Genomic DNA, 15,721 nt, shown 5'->3' with positions numbered 1-15,721 from the left:
TGGGTTGTATGGTTAAGTGACTAAGCGTATACGGTGGATGCCTTGGCAGTCAGAGGCGATGAAGGACGTAGTAACTTGCGAAAAGCGTTGGCGAGCTAGTAACAAGCATTTGAGCTAACGATGTCCGAATGGGGAAACCCAGTTGCATAAGCAACTATCCTGCAGTGAATACATAGCTGTAGGAGGCAAACCCGGGGAACTGAAACATCTAAGTACCCGGAGGAAAAGAAATCAACCGAGATTCCCCTAGTAGCGGCGAGCGAACGGGGATTAGCCCTTAAGTCAGTGGGGTGTTAGTGGAATGTGTTGGAAAGCACAGCGGCACAGGGTGATAGCCCCGTACACGAAAACTAACCATTGATGAAAACGAGTAAGGCGGGACACGTGATATCCTGTTTGAATATGGGGGGACCATCCTCCAAGGCTAAATACTCCTGACTGACCGATAGTGAACCAGTACCGTGAGGGAAAGGCGAAAAGAACCCCTGTGAGGGGAGTGAAATAGAACCTGAAACCGTATACGTACAAGCAGTGGGAGCGGTTCTTGAGACCGTGACTGCGTACCTTTTGTATAATGGGTCAGCGACTTACGTTTTGTAGCGAGGTTAAGCGAATAGCGGAGCCGTAGGGAAACCGAGTGTTAACTGCGCGTTTAGTTGCAAGGCGTAGACCCGAAACCCGGTGATCTAGCCATGGGCAGGTTGAAGGTTGAGTAACATCAACTGGAGGACCGAACCGACTTATGTTGAAAAATGAGCGGATGACTTGTGGCTGGGGGTGAAAGGCCAATCAAACCGGGAGATATCTGGTTCTCCTCGAAAGCTATTTAGGTAGCGCCTCGAGCGAATACCATTGGGGGTAGAGCACTGTTAAGGCTAGGGGGTCATCCCGACTTACCAACCCTTTGCAAACTCCGAATACCAATGAGTACTACTCGGGAGACAGACGGCGGGTGCTAACGTCCGTCGTCAAAAGGGAAACAACCCAGACCGTCAGCTAAGGTCCCAAAGTTATTGCTAAGTGGGAAACGATGTGGGAAGGCTTAGACAGCTAGGATGTTGGCTTAGAAGCAGCCATCATTTAAAGAAAGCGTAATAGCTCACTAGTCGAGTCGGCCTGCGCGGAAGATGTAACGGGGCTAAGCAATACACCGAAGCTACGGGTTTGCACTTAGGTGCAAGCGGTAGAGGAGCGTTCTGTAAGCCGTTGAAGGTGAAGGGGTAACCCACGCTGGAGGTATCAGAAGTGCGAATGCTGACATGAGTAACGATAAAGGGAGTGAAAAACTCCCTCGCCGAAAGACCAAGGGTTCCTGTCCAACGTTAATCGGGGCAGGGTGAGTCGACCCCTAAGGTGAGGCCGAAAGGCGTAATCGATGGGAAACAGATTAATATTTCTGTACTTCCGCTAACTGCGATGGAGAGACGGAGAAGGCTAGGCTAGCGCGGCGTTGGTAGTCCGCGTTTAAGGTAGTAGGCGGTGTTCTTAGGCAAATCCGGGAACACATAACGCTGAGAGCTGATGACGAGTCACTAAGGTGATGAAGTAGTTGATGCCATGCTTCCAGGAAAATCTTCTAAGCTTCAGGTTAGCGGGAATCGTACCCCAAACCGACACAGGTGGTCGGGTAGAGAATACCAAGGCGCTTGAGAGAACTCGGCTGAAGGAACTAGGCAAAATGGTACCGTAACTTCGGGAGAAGGTACGCTCCTGGTGGTGATGAGACTTGCTCTCTAAGCTGCTGGGAGTCGCAGATACCAGGTGGCTGCAACTGTTTATCAAAAACACAGCACTGTGCAAAATCGCAAGATGACGTATACGGTGTGACGCCTGCCCGGTGCCGGAAGGTTAATTGATTGGGTTATCGCAAGAGAAGCTCATGATCGAAGCCCCGGTAAACGGCGGCCGTAACTATAACGGTCCTAAGGTAGCGAAATTCCTTGTCGGGTAAGTTCCGACCTGCACGAATGGCGTAATGATGGCCACGCTGTCTCCAGCCGAGACTCAGTGAAGTTGAAATTGCGGTGAAGATGCCGTATACCCGCGGCTAGACGGAAAGACCCCGTGAACCTTTACTATAGCTTGGCACTGAACATTGACCCTACATGTGTAGGATAGGTGGGAGACTTTGAAGCATGAACGCTAGTTTGTGTGGAGTCGTCCTTGAAATACCACCCTTGTAGTGTTGATGTTCTAACTCTGGCCCCTAATCGGGGTTGAGGACAGTGCCTGGTGGGTAGTTTGACTGGGGCGGTCTCCTCCCAAAGAGTAACGGAGGAGCACGAAGGTTGGCTAAGTACGGTCGGACATCGTACGGTTAGTGCAATGGCATAAGCCAGCTTAACTGCGAGACATACACGTCGAGCAGGTACGAAAGTAGGTCATAGTGATCCGGTGGTTCTGAATGGAAGGGCCATCGCTCAACGGATAAAAGGTACTCCGGGGATAACAGGCTGATACCGCCCAAGAGTTCATATCGACGGCGGTGTTTGGCACCTCGATGTCGGCTCATCACATCCTGGGGCTGAAGTCGGTCCCAAGGGTATGGCTGTTCGCCATTTAAAGTGGTACGCGAGCTGGGTTCAGAACGTCGTGAGACAGTTCGGTCCCTATCTGCCGTGGGCGTTGGATGATTGAAGGGAGCTGCTCCTAGTACGAGAGGACCGGAGTGGACGAACCGCTGGTGTTCGGGTTGTTATGCCAATAGCATTGCCCGGTAGCTACGTTCGGAATCGATAACCGCTGAAAGCATCTAAGCGGGAAGCGAGCCCTAAGATGAGTCATCCCTAGGTCTTTAAGACCTCTAAAGAGCCGTTCGAGACTAGGACGTTGATAGGCATGGTGTGTAAGCGTTGTGAGGCGTTGAGCTAACATGTACTAATGACTCGTGAGGCTTAACCATACAACCCAGATGGGTTTTACTTAAAACGTTCCAGACGTTTAAAGCACTTCCTCCTTCCGTGGAGGTCGTACTGATACTTAGTATTAGGATAAAGCACTTAAGCAGTGTGAACTCAAATCAGCTTTCCGAATTATTATTTAATGCCAAGGCGTTAAATAGACAAATTTGTCTGGAAACCATAGAGCTGTGGTCCCACCTGATCCCATTCCGAACTCAGAAGTGAAACACAGTATCGCCGATGGTAGTGTGGGGTCTCCCCATGTGAGAGTAGGTCATTTCCAGGCGTCAAATAAAGCAAAAAGCCCGTTACTAGCGTAACGGGCTTTTTGCATTTTGATTTTTCATATCGAATAGTGCTTATCAAATAGCATCGAAGTTTTGCAACAAGTGATAGTGTGGCCAATATGCCCATATGAGAGTAGGTCATTTCCAGGCGCCAATTAAAGCCAAAAAGCCCGTTACTAGCGTAACGGGCTTTTTGCATTTTGATTTTTCATATCGAATAGTGCTTATCAAATACTATCGAAGCTTTGCAACAAGAGATAGTGTGGCCAATATGCCCATGTGAGTGAATGTCATTTCTAGTGTTAAATAAAGCCAAAAAGCCCGTTACTAGCGTAACGGGCTTTGTTGTATTGGTTTTTGAGTATCGGATAGTGTTTATCAAGTGCAATCGATCTATTACAACATGCTATAGAGGGCATATCTGATTTCACATTCTTTGTTGGTGATAAATGTTTTTTATTTATTGATTTTAATATAGATCAAATATTCATGTGCATTGGCTTAACAGTAAATTATTTGATGCCATTTGCAGGTGATTTTGTTAATCCACTGATACATATTGTTTCTTTTATAGCGTTGAATCGGGCTTGTGGTCACGTATTTAAAATTAACTTGGGTACACAATACGGTATGTTCATTTTGCGATTTCTCTTGTGAGAGAATAATAAGCAGTGATTTCAGTTTAATTGACTTAAGCATAATGAAGAAATAGATCACGATAATCTCTCAATACTGAGTATTCGCAAAATGTATTTCAATTGTTAAATTAGATTATGAGAATAAGGCATGCAAATTGGCCCTTGTTGGTTCGACCCGCAAATGAAGGTGTTAGTCGACCATAAAAAAGACATCTCTTGGGCGTTAAATGAACAAGAGTTTTGGGTGCTTGATCAACTGGTTCAACACCGTGGGCAAGTTGTACCATTAACTCTGCTTAAACAAGTCAAATCTTATAATGCTGATCATAACAATCAGCTTCTCAGTATATCTAGTGTTGAAAAAATAATCGATTCTATCGCACGTTTTTTGGGGCAAAATGATGCAAGTTTGATAGAACTTGTTCCGCATCAAGGTGCTGTATTGTATAAACGTCCTATGGTCAAACGTGGGCGATTAATGGATACGCCAACCAAATTAATGTCGCTTTGGCAATACATGCTTATTATATTGCTAACATTGGTTACCTTATCATTTGTTTATTCCAGTATGTCACCGCCGTCGTATATTCAACCGGATTATGCAAGACAGATATTATCGAAGGAAGGCAATATTACTCAGTTATTAGTTTATACCGATCAAGATCACCATGAAGAACTACGAGATCAGGTAGATGTGTTGGCTAATCATTTGCGCAGTTGTGAAACCTTGTTATGGCAATCCATTACTGCGGCACTATCCAAAGATAGATTGAGTCTCAATGTGGTCATGAAAAAGCCTCTTGAGCGCAATTGGATATTTAGTAATATCAAAGTAACTAGACCACACTTAGATGAGCACCTTATTAGTCCAGATTGGCTCAAAGAGGTGATGATCTGTGGTTAAATTCAAGCAACCATTGTCAATGACTGCAATATCCTGTTTTTTCGCATTCACAGGTCTGTCAATTTTGTTTATTACAAATGGGTTAGAGCATTTTGCAAGCAAAAGACAGATTCAAGCATTTAAATGCGATGCAATTGCATATTCTGTTGAACATCAGAGCAATATTTCTCAAGCGATAGGAAATATTCATCTCAAGGCTGTTGAACATAATGGATCATTAAGTCTGTCTTATTATTCTGCATTTGAAAATGATGTAAGAGAATATGCCGTTTTTTCGGGTAATAATACTGATTTAGACGTCGGTGCATTGACTTATCATTTTGATATGACAACGAAAGAGTTTAAATTTGTTGAAATGAGTCCATTTGCGCAGTATTTATCTCAAGAACTGAATATTGAGCGGTTCGAAGTCGATCAAGTATTTGAACAAGATATTCAGATACTTGATATGGACCTTGCTCGTCACTTTTTAGTCATCAAGTTTATGCCAAGTAATCATATTTGGGCGTGCGATATCCTTGGTGGTCAGTAATTTATTTTTCTATGCCCTTAAATGAACAATAGGGCTAAAATTCATTTAAATCTAGTTTTCTCGATACGATTAATCTTCCGTCTTAATTAATCTATAGTAAGATTGTTGAATCTATAGGTTAATTTGAGTGGCATTGTGGCAAAGGTAAAGGTAAAGCAAGAAGAAGCGTTGTCGGTTAAGTTTAGCCATCAAATGGGCACCGGCGATCAACGTATATTTGATTTATACTTTTTCCTTCCCAATGAAATGGGAATTGGTAGCAACACTCTTGATGAAGAAGAGTATTATCATAGTGCGGTTATCGGTCGACGTTCTTATTACTCTCAAGGTTTACACCTTCCTCTAGTTCAATCTCGCTTTGCCAGTCTAAACAAACGTACTTTAGAAGAGTTTCGCTTATACCTAAATTTGTTTGCCTATCAATTTGCTGTAGCTATTGAGACAGACGTTAAAGAGTTACGCCAAAAAACGGAAGCCAGTGATTTTTATCCTGGTCTGAATGAATTATGTGAGCAAGTTGGGCAATTATTAAAAAAGTTTCGTCGTAATGAACCGAGTGAAGAGAAATGGAAATCTTACTTTGAGCATGCTGATAATTACCTCTCATGGTTTTGTGAACAACAATTGTTAAAAACGTTAGCTCATGGTCCTCGGAGTGCTGAGTTCGCCGAAATCAGCGAAAAAGTCATTAATTTATGTCGAGCCGAAAATGTGTATCGTGAAGAAGAGAAGCGCTATAACTCTGCCCAAACTCGCCAAGATGCTAATCGTATTTCCAATAAGATGCTCTTGTTAAGGCGTCTTATTCAGCAAGGAGTTGTATTAAAGGAAGAGTTAAAACCTTTAGGTGTAGGGTTAAAAAAGTTTGTTACCGGCTTAGCAACGGGGTTGGTGATGCTAGTGGTGTCAGCGTTAATTATTAAAGCTCAAGGCTTTTTTAATGGCTTAACCATGACATTGGTATTCACTCTGGCTGTTATCTATGGCTTTCGTGAAATATTTAAAGAAGATATACGCAATGCGATGTGGCGGGCGATTCAAAGAGGTAGACCTCGTTGGAGTCGTGTGCTGCGTGATACAACTACGCAGAGTGTGATTGCTAGGCAGTTGGTATGGCTTGAGTTTATCAGGCCGCAGGATATTCCTGAGCCGGTGCAAAACATTATGAAACAACGTCATAGTCAAAATAAGGTTGAGACTACGCCATTACATTATCGTATTTCAACCAAGGTAACGAATAAACCTTTTGAGGCTGGATATACGTTAATACAAGAGCAAGTAAATTTTAGCTTAGTGCCTTTTGCACGTTACTTAGACCGTGGTAAGGCTAAAATTTATCGCGAAGTTGACGGAAAGATAAGCAATGAATCTGTGGAGAGACGCTACCAAGTTAACTTGGTAGCTGTGCTTAAAGATGGGAAAAATCCGCCAGAGTATGCGCGCTTTAAAATAACGATGAATCGGTCAAGTATTATTGAAATCACTGAAAGCAACTTACCTGATAATGTTAATCCGTTTAGTATTGAGCAAGAGTCAAGCTAAGCTTACTTGGTTAAATTAAAATTGGTTGAACGAGTATAGGCCTGACAAATATTTTGATCGCCAGATTGTTTGGCGCGATTTAACGCAACATCGGCGTTGGCTAGGTATTGGTCTAAGCTTTGTTTTTCTAAATATCCTGCAATACCAATATTAATTCCTTCATCAAGCTTATTTGTCGCAAGTTTTTCAATAACACTGATGGCAAACAAGTGGGCTTGGGTAGAGTCTGTTTGTGGTAAAAACAGTACTAATTTCCCTAATTGCCATTTAGCGAGTAGATAACTGACCGGTAAGTCTTTTAATAACTGTACTTCAATTTCTTGTTGACGTTTTTCAAGCTGGCTTATATCTCCAATATTGCTAAAAATACCTTCAGGGTTTATGTCCATTACCAGTAAGCTGGAACTTGCTTTGATAATTTCGCTGGTATTATTAAAGTGATTTTCTAAATCCACCAAGCGTAAAATCATATTGCTGTTGGTAAATATATTGTATTTACTGTTTTGAACTTTCGCGGTGAGTTTTTCTACCGTAAAAATCAGTTTTTCAATGTCGCCTTCTAAAGATAAATGGCCATTGATCGTCACTTTTAATGGCTGAGAAAATGAGCTCTGGTCAAACGGACAAATCTGTCCTTGCCATTCGCCCTGCAAGCTAACCTGGGTGATGATATTGTTCCAAATTTGCTTTATATCGTTACCCAATAATTTGCTGATGAAGGTGTCAGTGTCACCATGTAATTTCATTAGTTCATCGAACTTTTGATTACAATTAATGATTCTGCCATGGGCATCGGTTAACGCTGTCGCAATTGCAGATTCGCTTAACAACATATTTAAAAATGCTGTCTCACGGATTTGTGCTAGTTCACTGATATCGTTCAAGACGACTATCCAGTGTTGCTCGGTAAGCGATAGCGATTCTCGGCGAATATCAATACTTATCTGTTGATTACAATCGTCTGGCGAGGTAATTACGCCTGACCAATGTTGACGAGTTAATAAAGACTCTACAATCGGCTTGAACTCATCGTCAGTCAGATTGAGGATCCGTTGAAGACTGCGATCAGTGAGTGAGTCTTGGGGTTGGTTTAATGTCTTTGCGCCGCTTTCACTAATACTTAATATACGACCGTGGTCATTGGTTATGGCGTAACTGAGTTTTGCGTTAAAAATGCCGTTAGAGAGACGAATGCTGTTAAAGCGGGCTTTATTCTCCATCAAATAGCGTTGTCGGAACAAAATCAGTCCAATGGCTAATATGCCAATCACTGTGCTGGCAAGTATTAATACAATTTTCCATTGCTCAAACCGAGTAGCAATATCTTGATGACGGATATATGACAGCAAAATATACTCACGTTTGGATTCTCTATTGCCTGTAAGCTCCACTTTCAAGTAAACATAAGTTGACTCATCACTATAATACTGGCCAAAGTTATTCATCGCGATGGTTTGCCACAGTTCTGGATAAGTTTGTTTTAGGCTGGCCCCTAAAGTATCTGGCATACTACTTAGTGGAGCGGGCTGATTTGCGCCTGCATATAAAAAGCTTTGGCTATCTAGTAATAGCAAGGGCGAGTTTGGATTGAAAAAAGCCGGTTTTATACTGTCTAACACTCGAGTGACTGAATTGAATGTAACTAGATAGCCATTGACAGTTTGATCTGCGTTTTCTAACCACGCAACTTGATAAATATAGGGTTCGAGTTTGCCATCAATTGGGGTAAAAGCCATGTCTGAGGAGTAAACATCTGACCCTCCCATACTGCTATTTTTACTAAAAAGTTTGTCTGGAAGCCTTAAGCCATTGAAATTATAAGAAGTTGATAATCGTAATTTCCCTTGGGGATCATACAAGGCAAGTCCTAGTAGCTCGGGGATGTTCTTGATTAGCGAATTCCAATTTTGGAAGAGTTTGCTCTGCTGATCTTCATTTGGAGTATTGATAAATTGACGAAGTAATTCACCGTTGGCGATCGTTTGGGTTCTAAATTGTAAAAATGCAACTTTATCAGAGGCTAGTGATGCCACTGTTTGCAGTTCACTATAGCGCTGTCCGGCCCAATCTTCTTGTAGTCGGCGCTCCCCAAGTTCGATAATCATATGGGTGATAATGTATAAACCAATAATCAGCACTATGATCTGGCTTGCCATTGATAAAATATGTGCGCGCGACCAATGTATGTCTTGCAAAGAGGCAATCAACGATGTGGTGTTTTTAATTTTGTTGTTTCGTTTGAACATTGTGCCAGCTTTATTAGTTGTCAACAGCGTGTCTTATAAAGCCATATAGTAACACTATTTAGTACAGTAAATCTTCCCAAGTAGGTGTTAGCCAACAACATCTAGTTGTCGTTCATTGAAAAAGCAACCTGCATCTTCTGCTATGCGTCGACATTGCTGAATATCAACATTTGCTAAACCATTAATTGCACTGACTGAAACAGTATCTATGTATTGCGGTGCTAATTGGATAAAATCTAAAACAGCAGGGTAAGCACCACGCAGCTTAGGTTGGCAATGTTCGATATAAGCCGCTTCAGTATCGGCGTTCAATGAAATGGAAATAGCATCAATACATGTGGCCAATTCAGGCAAAATGTTTCGTCGATGAAATAAATTACCTAATCCGTCGGTATTTAATCGTACTTTCTTTGCTCCGCGCTTTTTTAGCTCGCTACCTATAGTGATTAAGGTATCTAAATTTAAGGTAGGTTCGCCATAGCCACAAAAAACGTATTCTTCAAATTCAGCCACATTACCCAACAATGGGATCACATCACCTGCTTTAATGGTTTGGTTGAGTGTTAAATCATATTGATCGACTTGTTTGCTACCGTTGTACTTAGGGCAAAATTGACACCGTAATGTGCAGCGATTAGTAATATTCAAATAACGATTTAATCGAATATCATATACTAGGGTATTGTTGTTTGTGGCTAGATTTTGTTGGCTCATAAGGTGCTGTTGATGGCTGGTTTTAGCTATGATATCTAAGACGTTTAGATGTGAATGCCGCGTTGATCCCATAAACAAAAACAGAGCTCATTAAGCTCTGTTTTGTGATTTAGATTTAATTGACACTAGTGATAATCAGCGTCTGTAGTTTTCGGTTGCCACCACCACACATAAAAGCGCGATAAAATGTGCTTGATATCATCAAGAATGATATACAACACAGGCACTAGAATTAGCGTCACAACAGTTGAAAACAAAATACCAAAGGCTAATGATGTTGCCATTGGAATGACGATTTTAGCTTGTAAGCTCTTTTCCATAATAATCGGAGCTAAGCCAACAAAGGTGGTGAGTGAAGTTAAGATAATCGCTCTAAAGCGATAACAACCTGCATCAATAGCGGATTGCAGTATTGGTTTACCTTGCTCACGTGCTTTGTTAACAAAATCGACCAGAATAAGCGAGTCGTTAACCACAACCCCGGCTAATGCGACAATGCCACATAAACTGAGTACGCTCATTGATAATCCCAGCATAAAGTGACCAACCAGCGCACCAATCATACCGAAAGGGATGACCGACATAATGATCAGTGGTTGGGTGTAGGACTTTAGCGGAATAGCCATAAGAGCATAAATGGTAAACATGGCAAAAAAGAAGCCTTGAATCAAACCAATCAATGCATTTTGTTCATCCAAACTACTGCCATCTAATGCTGCTGAAACATGCGGATATTTGGCTGTGAGCTTAGGGATGAATTCAGACTGAATTTCATTGGCAACTTTACCCGGTTCCACTTTGTTTTTGTTGGCGTTTGCGCGAATGGTGATTGCTCGGCGGCCATCAACCCGAGTGATTGAGGCATATGAATCACCAAGCTCGATAGAAGCCACGCTTGAAAACGGCACAGATTCGCCATTGTTAGTGCGGATCATCATATTTTCAAGATGACCAATGGTGCGGCGTTCCTCTAATGGGTAGCGCACCATGACTTTCACTTCTTCTTTGTTACGTAGAATTCTTTGTGCTTCAAAGCCGTAGAATCCGTAACGGACTTGACGAGCTAAATCTGATAGCGTTAGCCCTTGAGCCTGCGCTTCAGGTAAAATATTTAAGCGTATTTCATGGCTACCCGATGAGAAGTTATCAGAGATATCATACACACCTTCGTAGGTTGCTAGTTTGGCTTTAAGCTCTTTTGAGGCCTCTGCTAGTTGATCTAAATCTGTAGCGGTTAATCTAAATGATAAATCGCCTCCAGTGTCATTGGTGCTAGCATTGATATTAAGCTTTTTAACTGACAAAAGTTCAGGTAATTGCTTGCGCCATTCTTCAGCAATGGACACTCCGTCAACTTCGCGGTCTTCACCCTTAGTTAACTCAGTAAAAATAAAGGCAGAGGTCCGAGAATTTAAGGCAACAAAGCTATGCTTTACCACTCCTGTACCGTATTCTTGCTCCATTACAGTATCCATTTTGTATAGAGCGTCTTCTACTTGTTGTAGTACTTTAAGCGTATTGAGTTCAGAGCTACCTTCTTCCATTTCTAATTGCACTTGAATGAAGTCTGATGGGATGTCTGGAAAAAATACCCAGCGCACTTTACCGCTAACAACTAACGCAATAGATAAAATTAGTACTCCAACAAATGCCGCAACAACATTGTAGCGTTGCTTAATGGCAAACTCTAAAAAGTGGCGATAATTGTTATGGATAAAAAACTGTAGCTTTTCATTTAATGCAACTTTAAAGCGCGAGAACAGGTTAGTCGGTGGTGTTTTCTTTTTTACTCGCATGTGAGCTAAATGTGCAGGCAGGATAAGTTTTGATTCAACTAATGAAAATGCTAAGCACAAGATGACGATCATCCCGATAGATTTCCAGATAATTCCCATTGGACCTGAGACTAAAATCATCGGCACAAAGGCTGCAATTGTGGTCAGCACCCCGAAGGTGGCAGGCATAGCGACACGGTGTACGCCAGTGATGACATTTTGCAATGAATGGCCGTTTTCTTCTACTTCGGTATAGGCGCTTTCGCCAATGACAATGGCATCATCGACCACAATGCCGAGCACGAGAATAAAGGCAAATAAGGTCAGCATGTTAATCGACATGCCCACGGTTGGCATTAATAACATGGCTCCCAAGAAACACACTGGTAACCCATCATGACCCAAAAAGCGAGTTTTAAATCAAGGAAAAGTGCCAAAATAATAAACACTAATAAGGCACCATAAAACATGTTAGATAACATCATGTTTAAGCGGCCTTGCAAATAATGGGTTAAGTCACCCCAAGTATCTAATTTTACACCAGCCGGTAAGCTTGACTGACGCTCAGCAATATAGGCTTTAACTTGCTTTGATATTTCAAGGGCGTTTTGATCGTCAATACTGGTGATTTCAACAATTGCCGCAGGTTTGCCATTAAAACGGGTATAACCTAAGCGCTCTTCAAAGTCATCTTTGATGGTGGCAACTTGTGGCAGCATAATCCGGCTGCCATCAGGGCGAGTTAATACCACGATTTCAGCAAAATCATCGCCTGTATACGCTTGGCCTTTGGTTCTAAGTAAAATATCACCATCGGTAGCGCGAATTGATCCACCGGGTAAATCAATAGATGAGTTTTGTACTGCTTGGGCGACTTGGGTGAAGCTTAAACCGTATTCTCGAAGCTTGTCTTCAGACACTTCAATGCCAATTTCGTAGTCTCTAACGCCATTGACTTTAGCGCGAGTCACACCGGGTAAACTGGTGATGTCTTCACGAATGGATTTGGCCATTTCTTTCATATCATGCAAAGACAAATCACCATATACCGACACCCAAATAACATTATTTTCAGGTTTTATTTGGTAAATATTGGGTTTTTCAATGTTGTCAGGAAACGTCGAAATGGCATCAATACGAAGCTTGGCTTCATCTAAAACCTCTTGAACATCATAATCATCGTCAACTTCTATTGATACCGAGCCAACGCCATCACTGGCAACGGAAGTGGTTTTTTTGATGCCAGAAATATCTTGAATGGCCTCTTCAATTTTTATGTTGATGCCTTCTTCAATTTCTTGCGGTGCCGCACCTGGGTAAGCGACGGTGACGCTGATCAGGTTTAGGCTAAAACTTGGAAAGACTTCTTTGTTGATAAGCACCGCACTAAATAAGCCGCCACCAATCAGCACTAACATAAGTAGGTTTGCGGCAACATTATTGCGGGCAAACCAAGCAATAATACCCGTTTGATTGTGCATTATTGGTCTCCTGCAGAGGTAATAACGTCACTAGATACATCATCAGCAGGGGTCAGCTCATCCTGCTCACTCTCACCTAACACCTTCACTTTTTGTCCGTTTGTCAGGTTGGCTACGTTAGTGATCGACACTCGCTCGCCCGTTGTGAAGCTGTCTTTAATAAATACATTGTCGATATCGGTTCGAACGATATTAACGTCACGCATTTCAATGCTGTTATCGTCTTTAACTACTGCAACTTGTCCGTTTCTTACTACGTGACGAGGTAATTGAGCGATGCCAGATACTGTGCGTCCTTTGATAACCGCACTGACAAAACTACCATATTTTAATGGCAGCTGATTTGCTGTTGCTGTCATTTGTAGGTAAGGGTCAATCACTTCTGCCACAAGGTAAATCATGCGGTTTTGTTCATCAATGACATTTTCACTGCGAACAATATTACCTTCCCAAGTGACTTGCTTGCCTGCCAACGAGGCGCTTAAAGTCACTTCAGTATCAGGCGTATCTGCGGACTCAAGGTGCGCTAAGTCACTGTTTGTAATAGGTAAACGGATTTCGGCGGTGTTAATGTCGTATAATTCACCTAGGTTTGTCCCTAATGTCACGTATTGACCTAAATCGACTTTGCGTTCTTTGATAATGCCGTCAAATGGGGCGCGGATAATTGTGCGCTCTAAATTACGTTTTGCTCGGGCAAGGGAGGCTTGAGCTGATTTTACATTGGCCTGTTCTTTTTTTAGTTGTGGGATACGTAAACCCAGTTCAGGCGCCATGCCTGAGTCGAAGTCTTTGAATTCGATTTTGGCGACTTCACCACGAGCAATTTCTTCGTTTAGCATGGCTGTTGCTTGAGCTAAGCCAGCTTCGGCTTGCATTAAATCGGCTTCGTAGTCTGAAGGCTCAATCACAGCAAGTTGTTCGCCTTTTTTTACTAAGCCGCCAGCAACAAAATTAGGCGATAAAGACTGTAATCGTCCTTGTACTTCGGTAACTAATTGTGTTTTATATTTAGGGTTAACGACACCGTATGAGGGCAGGTTTAGCGATACAGTTTGTTGCTGCACCGTCATGACATCAACAATAGTGAGATTTGCGGTTTCTTCTTTTTGCTCTGGCGATTCTTTTGTGCTTACCAGTAAAAAGGCCAAACCAAAAAACACGATCAGGATAATGAGTGGACTGAGTCTTCTTAATAGGGTTTTCATTCTTATGCGTATCCATGCTGAATTGCTGCTGGAGAAATCATTTACTAGCGAAATGTTGTATGAATAATCAACAGTTTAAAGTTTTTATCGTTTTCATTCGTAAACATAAACTACCAGAGTCGGGCAGTCATCTAAATAGCTTTTTGTAAATAAATTGTATCAAAATTAATAAAGGTTGAATTGAAGAGTTATAACGCTGTTTTTCGCAACAAAAAAGCGAACCGTTTGACGGGTTCGCTCGTTTATTCAATAGCCTATATTATTTCTTTTTCTTTTTAAATTTTTTGCTGCTCTTTTTGGTATCACTCGCTTTGACTTTCTTTTTCCCAGGCGGCTTAGCTTCTTTGTGCTTTGGACGTAACTCTTCAATGATGCGACGCTTTAAGGGGAGTTCAATATAGCGCTCAATTTTGCCAACAATTCGCATGTCATGAGCTTCGGCTAACGAAATAGCTGTGCCTTTGGCGCCCGCGCGACCCGTACGGCCAATTCGATGCACATAAGTATCTGCAGAACGTGGCATATCATAATTAATAACGTGAGTAATGTCGTCAATATCAATACCGCGAGCTGCCACGTCGGTTGCTAATAGGACATTGACTTCACCTTTAGTAAAGCGGCCTAAAGCTTGAAAGCGTTTCTTTTGTTCCATGTCTCCGCGCATAAAGGCACAAGGGATATTCGCTTTTAAAAGCTGGCCTTCAAGGCTTGCCACAACGTCTCGTGTTTTGACAAACACAATGGCACGTTTAACTTGCTCTTGACGCAAAATATTGCACAAGAGTTCAAATTTATGCTCTTTATTATCGGCTAGATGGATCCATTGGTGAATTTTAGCTTTCTCACTACGTGGAGCTTCAACATCAACGGTAAGTGGATCATTGAGTAGATCGCGTGCAAAACGTTCGACCCCGCCACCTTCTAAAGTGGCTGAAAATAGCATGTTTTGTTTGCGGCCTTGGGCTTCAATAGCAATAGCTTGCACTACGGATGAGAAACCCATGTCGAGCATCCGATCAGCTTCATCAATCACTAAAATATCAACTTCAGTGGCATCAAACTTTTTCTTATCAAGGTATTCCATTAATCGACCCGGTGTGGCGATTAAAATATCGATATTGCCTGCTAATGCTTCTTCTTGTGGAGCGTAAGGGACACCGCCAGTAATAGTGACGATATTTAACCCTAAGTCAGTGGCTAAGTGGCAAGCATAACGATGAATTTGGCTTGCGAGTTCACGAGTTGGTGTAAGCACTAATACTCGAGCTTGTCCTTCAAAACGGCGAGGGAAATCGATTAAGTGCTGAAGCGCTGGTAATAAAAAGCTAGCTGTTTTACCTGTTCCTGTTGGCGCACGCGCAAGAATATCCCGCTGCTCCATCGCCATTGGGATGGTTTGTTGCTGGACAGTCGTGGGTGTTTTGTGGCCCATGGCTTTTAACGAATCTAATAACCGTGAGTCTAAATCAAAATCTTCAAATAACATGCGCGTAG

The 15,721-nt window shown here is 42.2% G+C and carries 7 protein-coding genes, 2 rRNA genes and 1 pseudogene; 5 read left to right on the top strand and 5 right to left on the bottom strand.

Annotated features, from left to right (window positions below; translation table 11 throughout):
- Positions 1 to 10: 10 nt before the first annotated feature.
- The 5 genes from HBH39_RS14400 to HBH39_RS14380 all read left to right on the top strand — a co-directional run bounded on the left by HBH39_RS14400 (position 11) and on the right by HBH39_RS14380 (position 6,803).
- Positions 11 to 2,902: ribosomal RNA gene (locus HBH39_RS14400) — 23S ribosomal RNA — on the top strand.
- Positions 2,903 to 3,070: 168 nt separating this feature from the next.
- Positions 3,071 to 3,186, top strand: a 5S ribosomal RNA gene (rrf, locus tag HBH39_RS14395).
- Between the two features lie 787 nt (positions 3,187 to 3,973).
- Complete coding sequence (locus HBH39_RS14390) at positions 3,974 to 4,729, top strand: hypothetical protein (protein WP_167679383.1); 756 nt, start codon at positions 3,974 to 3,976, stop codon at positions 4,727 to 4,729.
- A 64-nt stretch (positions 4,730 to 4,793) separates the two neighbouring features.
- Positions 4,794 to 5,261 carry a hypothetical protein gene (locus HBH39_RS14385; RefSeq protein ID WP_167679382.1) on the top strand — a complete coding sequence of 156 codons (468 nt, stop codon included), beginning with the start codon at positions 4,794 to 4,796 and terminating at the stop codon, positions 5,259 to 5,261.
- Positions 5,262 to 5,396: 135 nt separating this feature from the next.
- Complete coding sequence (locus tag HBH39_RS14380; RefSeq protein ID WP_167679381.1) at positions 5,397 to 6,803, top strand: hypothetical protein; 1,407 nt, start codon at positions 5,397 to 5,399, stop codon at positions 6,801 to 6,803.
- 2 nt (positions 6,804 to 6,805) lie between these two features.
- Here the strand turns inward: HBH39_RS14380 and HBH39_RS14375 are convergent, their stop codons facing one another.
- The 5 genes and pseudogenes from HBH39_RS14375 to srmB all read right to left on the bottom strand — a co-directional run bounded on the left by HBH39_RS14375 (position 6,806) and on the right by srmB (position 15,713).
- Entirely contained in the window at positions 6,806 to 9,049 is a 2,244-nt protein-coding gene (locus tag HBH39_RS14375) for a diguanylate cyclase (protein WP_167679380.1), read from the bottom strand.
- An 87-nt stretch (positions 9,050 to 9,136) separates the two neighbouring features.
- Positions 9,137 to 9,763 (bottom strand): TatD family nuclease-associated radical SAM protein, encoded by a 627-nt coding sequence (locus tag HBH39_RS14370; protein ID WP_244325665.1) that lies wholly within the window; start codon positions 9,761 to 9,763, stop codon positions 9,137 to 9,139.
- Between the two features lie 125 nt (positions 9,764 to 9,888).
- Positions 9,889 to 13,019, bottom strand: a pseudogene (locus tag HBH39_RS14365) (efflux RND transporter permease subunit).
- Positions 13,019 to 14,227 carry an efflux RND transporter periplasmic adaptor subunit gene (locus HBH39_RS14360; protein WP_167679378.1) on the bottom strand — a complete coding sequence of 403 codons (1,209 nt, stop codon included), beginning with the start codon at positions 14,225 to 14,227 and terminating at the stop codon, positions 13,019 to 13,021. Before HBH39_RS14360 ends, HBH39_RS14365 begins: the two are co-directional and overlap by 1 nt.
- A gap of 259 nt (positions 14,228 to 14,486) precedes the next feature.
- Positions 14,487 to 15,713 (bottom strand): ATP-dependent RNA helicase SrmB, encoded by a 1,227-nt coding sequence (gene srmB / locus HBH39_RS14355; RefSeq protein ID WP_167679376.1) that lies wholly within the window; start codon positions 15,711 to 15,713, stop codon positions 14,487 to 14,489.
- Positions 15,714 to 15,721 lie beyond the last annotated feature (8 nt).

It is taken from the genome of Shewanella aestuarii, assembly GCF_011765625.1.
GTDB lineage: Bacteria > Pseudomonadota > Gammaproteobacteria > Enterobacterales > Shewanellaceae > Shewanella > Shewanella aestuarii_A.
This window is presented reverse-complemented; position numbering and strand designations above follow the sequence as displayed.

Bases quoted from the DNA above. Each gene is read 5' to 3' on its own strand.
- HBH39_RS14390 (WP_167679383.1), top strand. From the start codon at position 3,974: ATGCAAATTGGCCCTTGTTGGTTCGACCCGCAAATGAAGGTGTTAGTC.
- HBH39_RS14375 (WP_167679380.1), bottom strand. From the start codon at position 9,049: ATGTTCAAACGAAACAACAAAATTAAAAACACCACATCGTTGATTGCC.
- HBH39_RS14370 (WP_244325665.1), bottom strand. From the start codon at position 9,763: ATGAGCCAACAAAATCTAGCCACAAACAACAATACCCTAGTATATGAT.
- HBH39_RS14360 (WP_167679378.1), bottom strand. From the start codon at position 14,227: ATGAAAACCCTATTAAGAAGACTCAGTCCACTCATTATCCTGATCGTG.
- srmB (WP_167679376.1), bottom strand. From the start codon at position 15,713: ATGTTATTTGAAGATTTTGATTTAGACTCACGGTTATTAGATTCGTTA.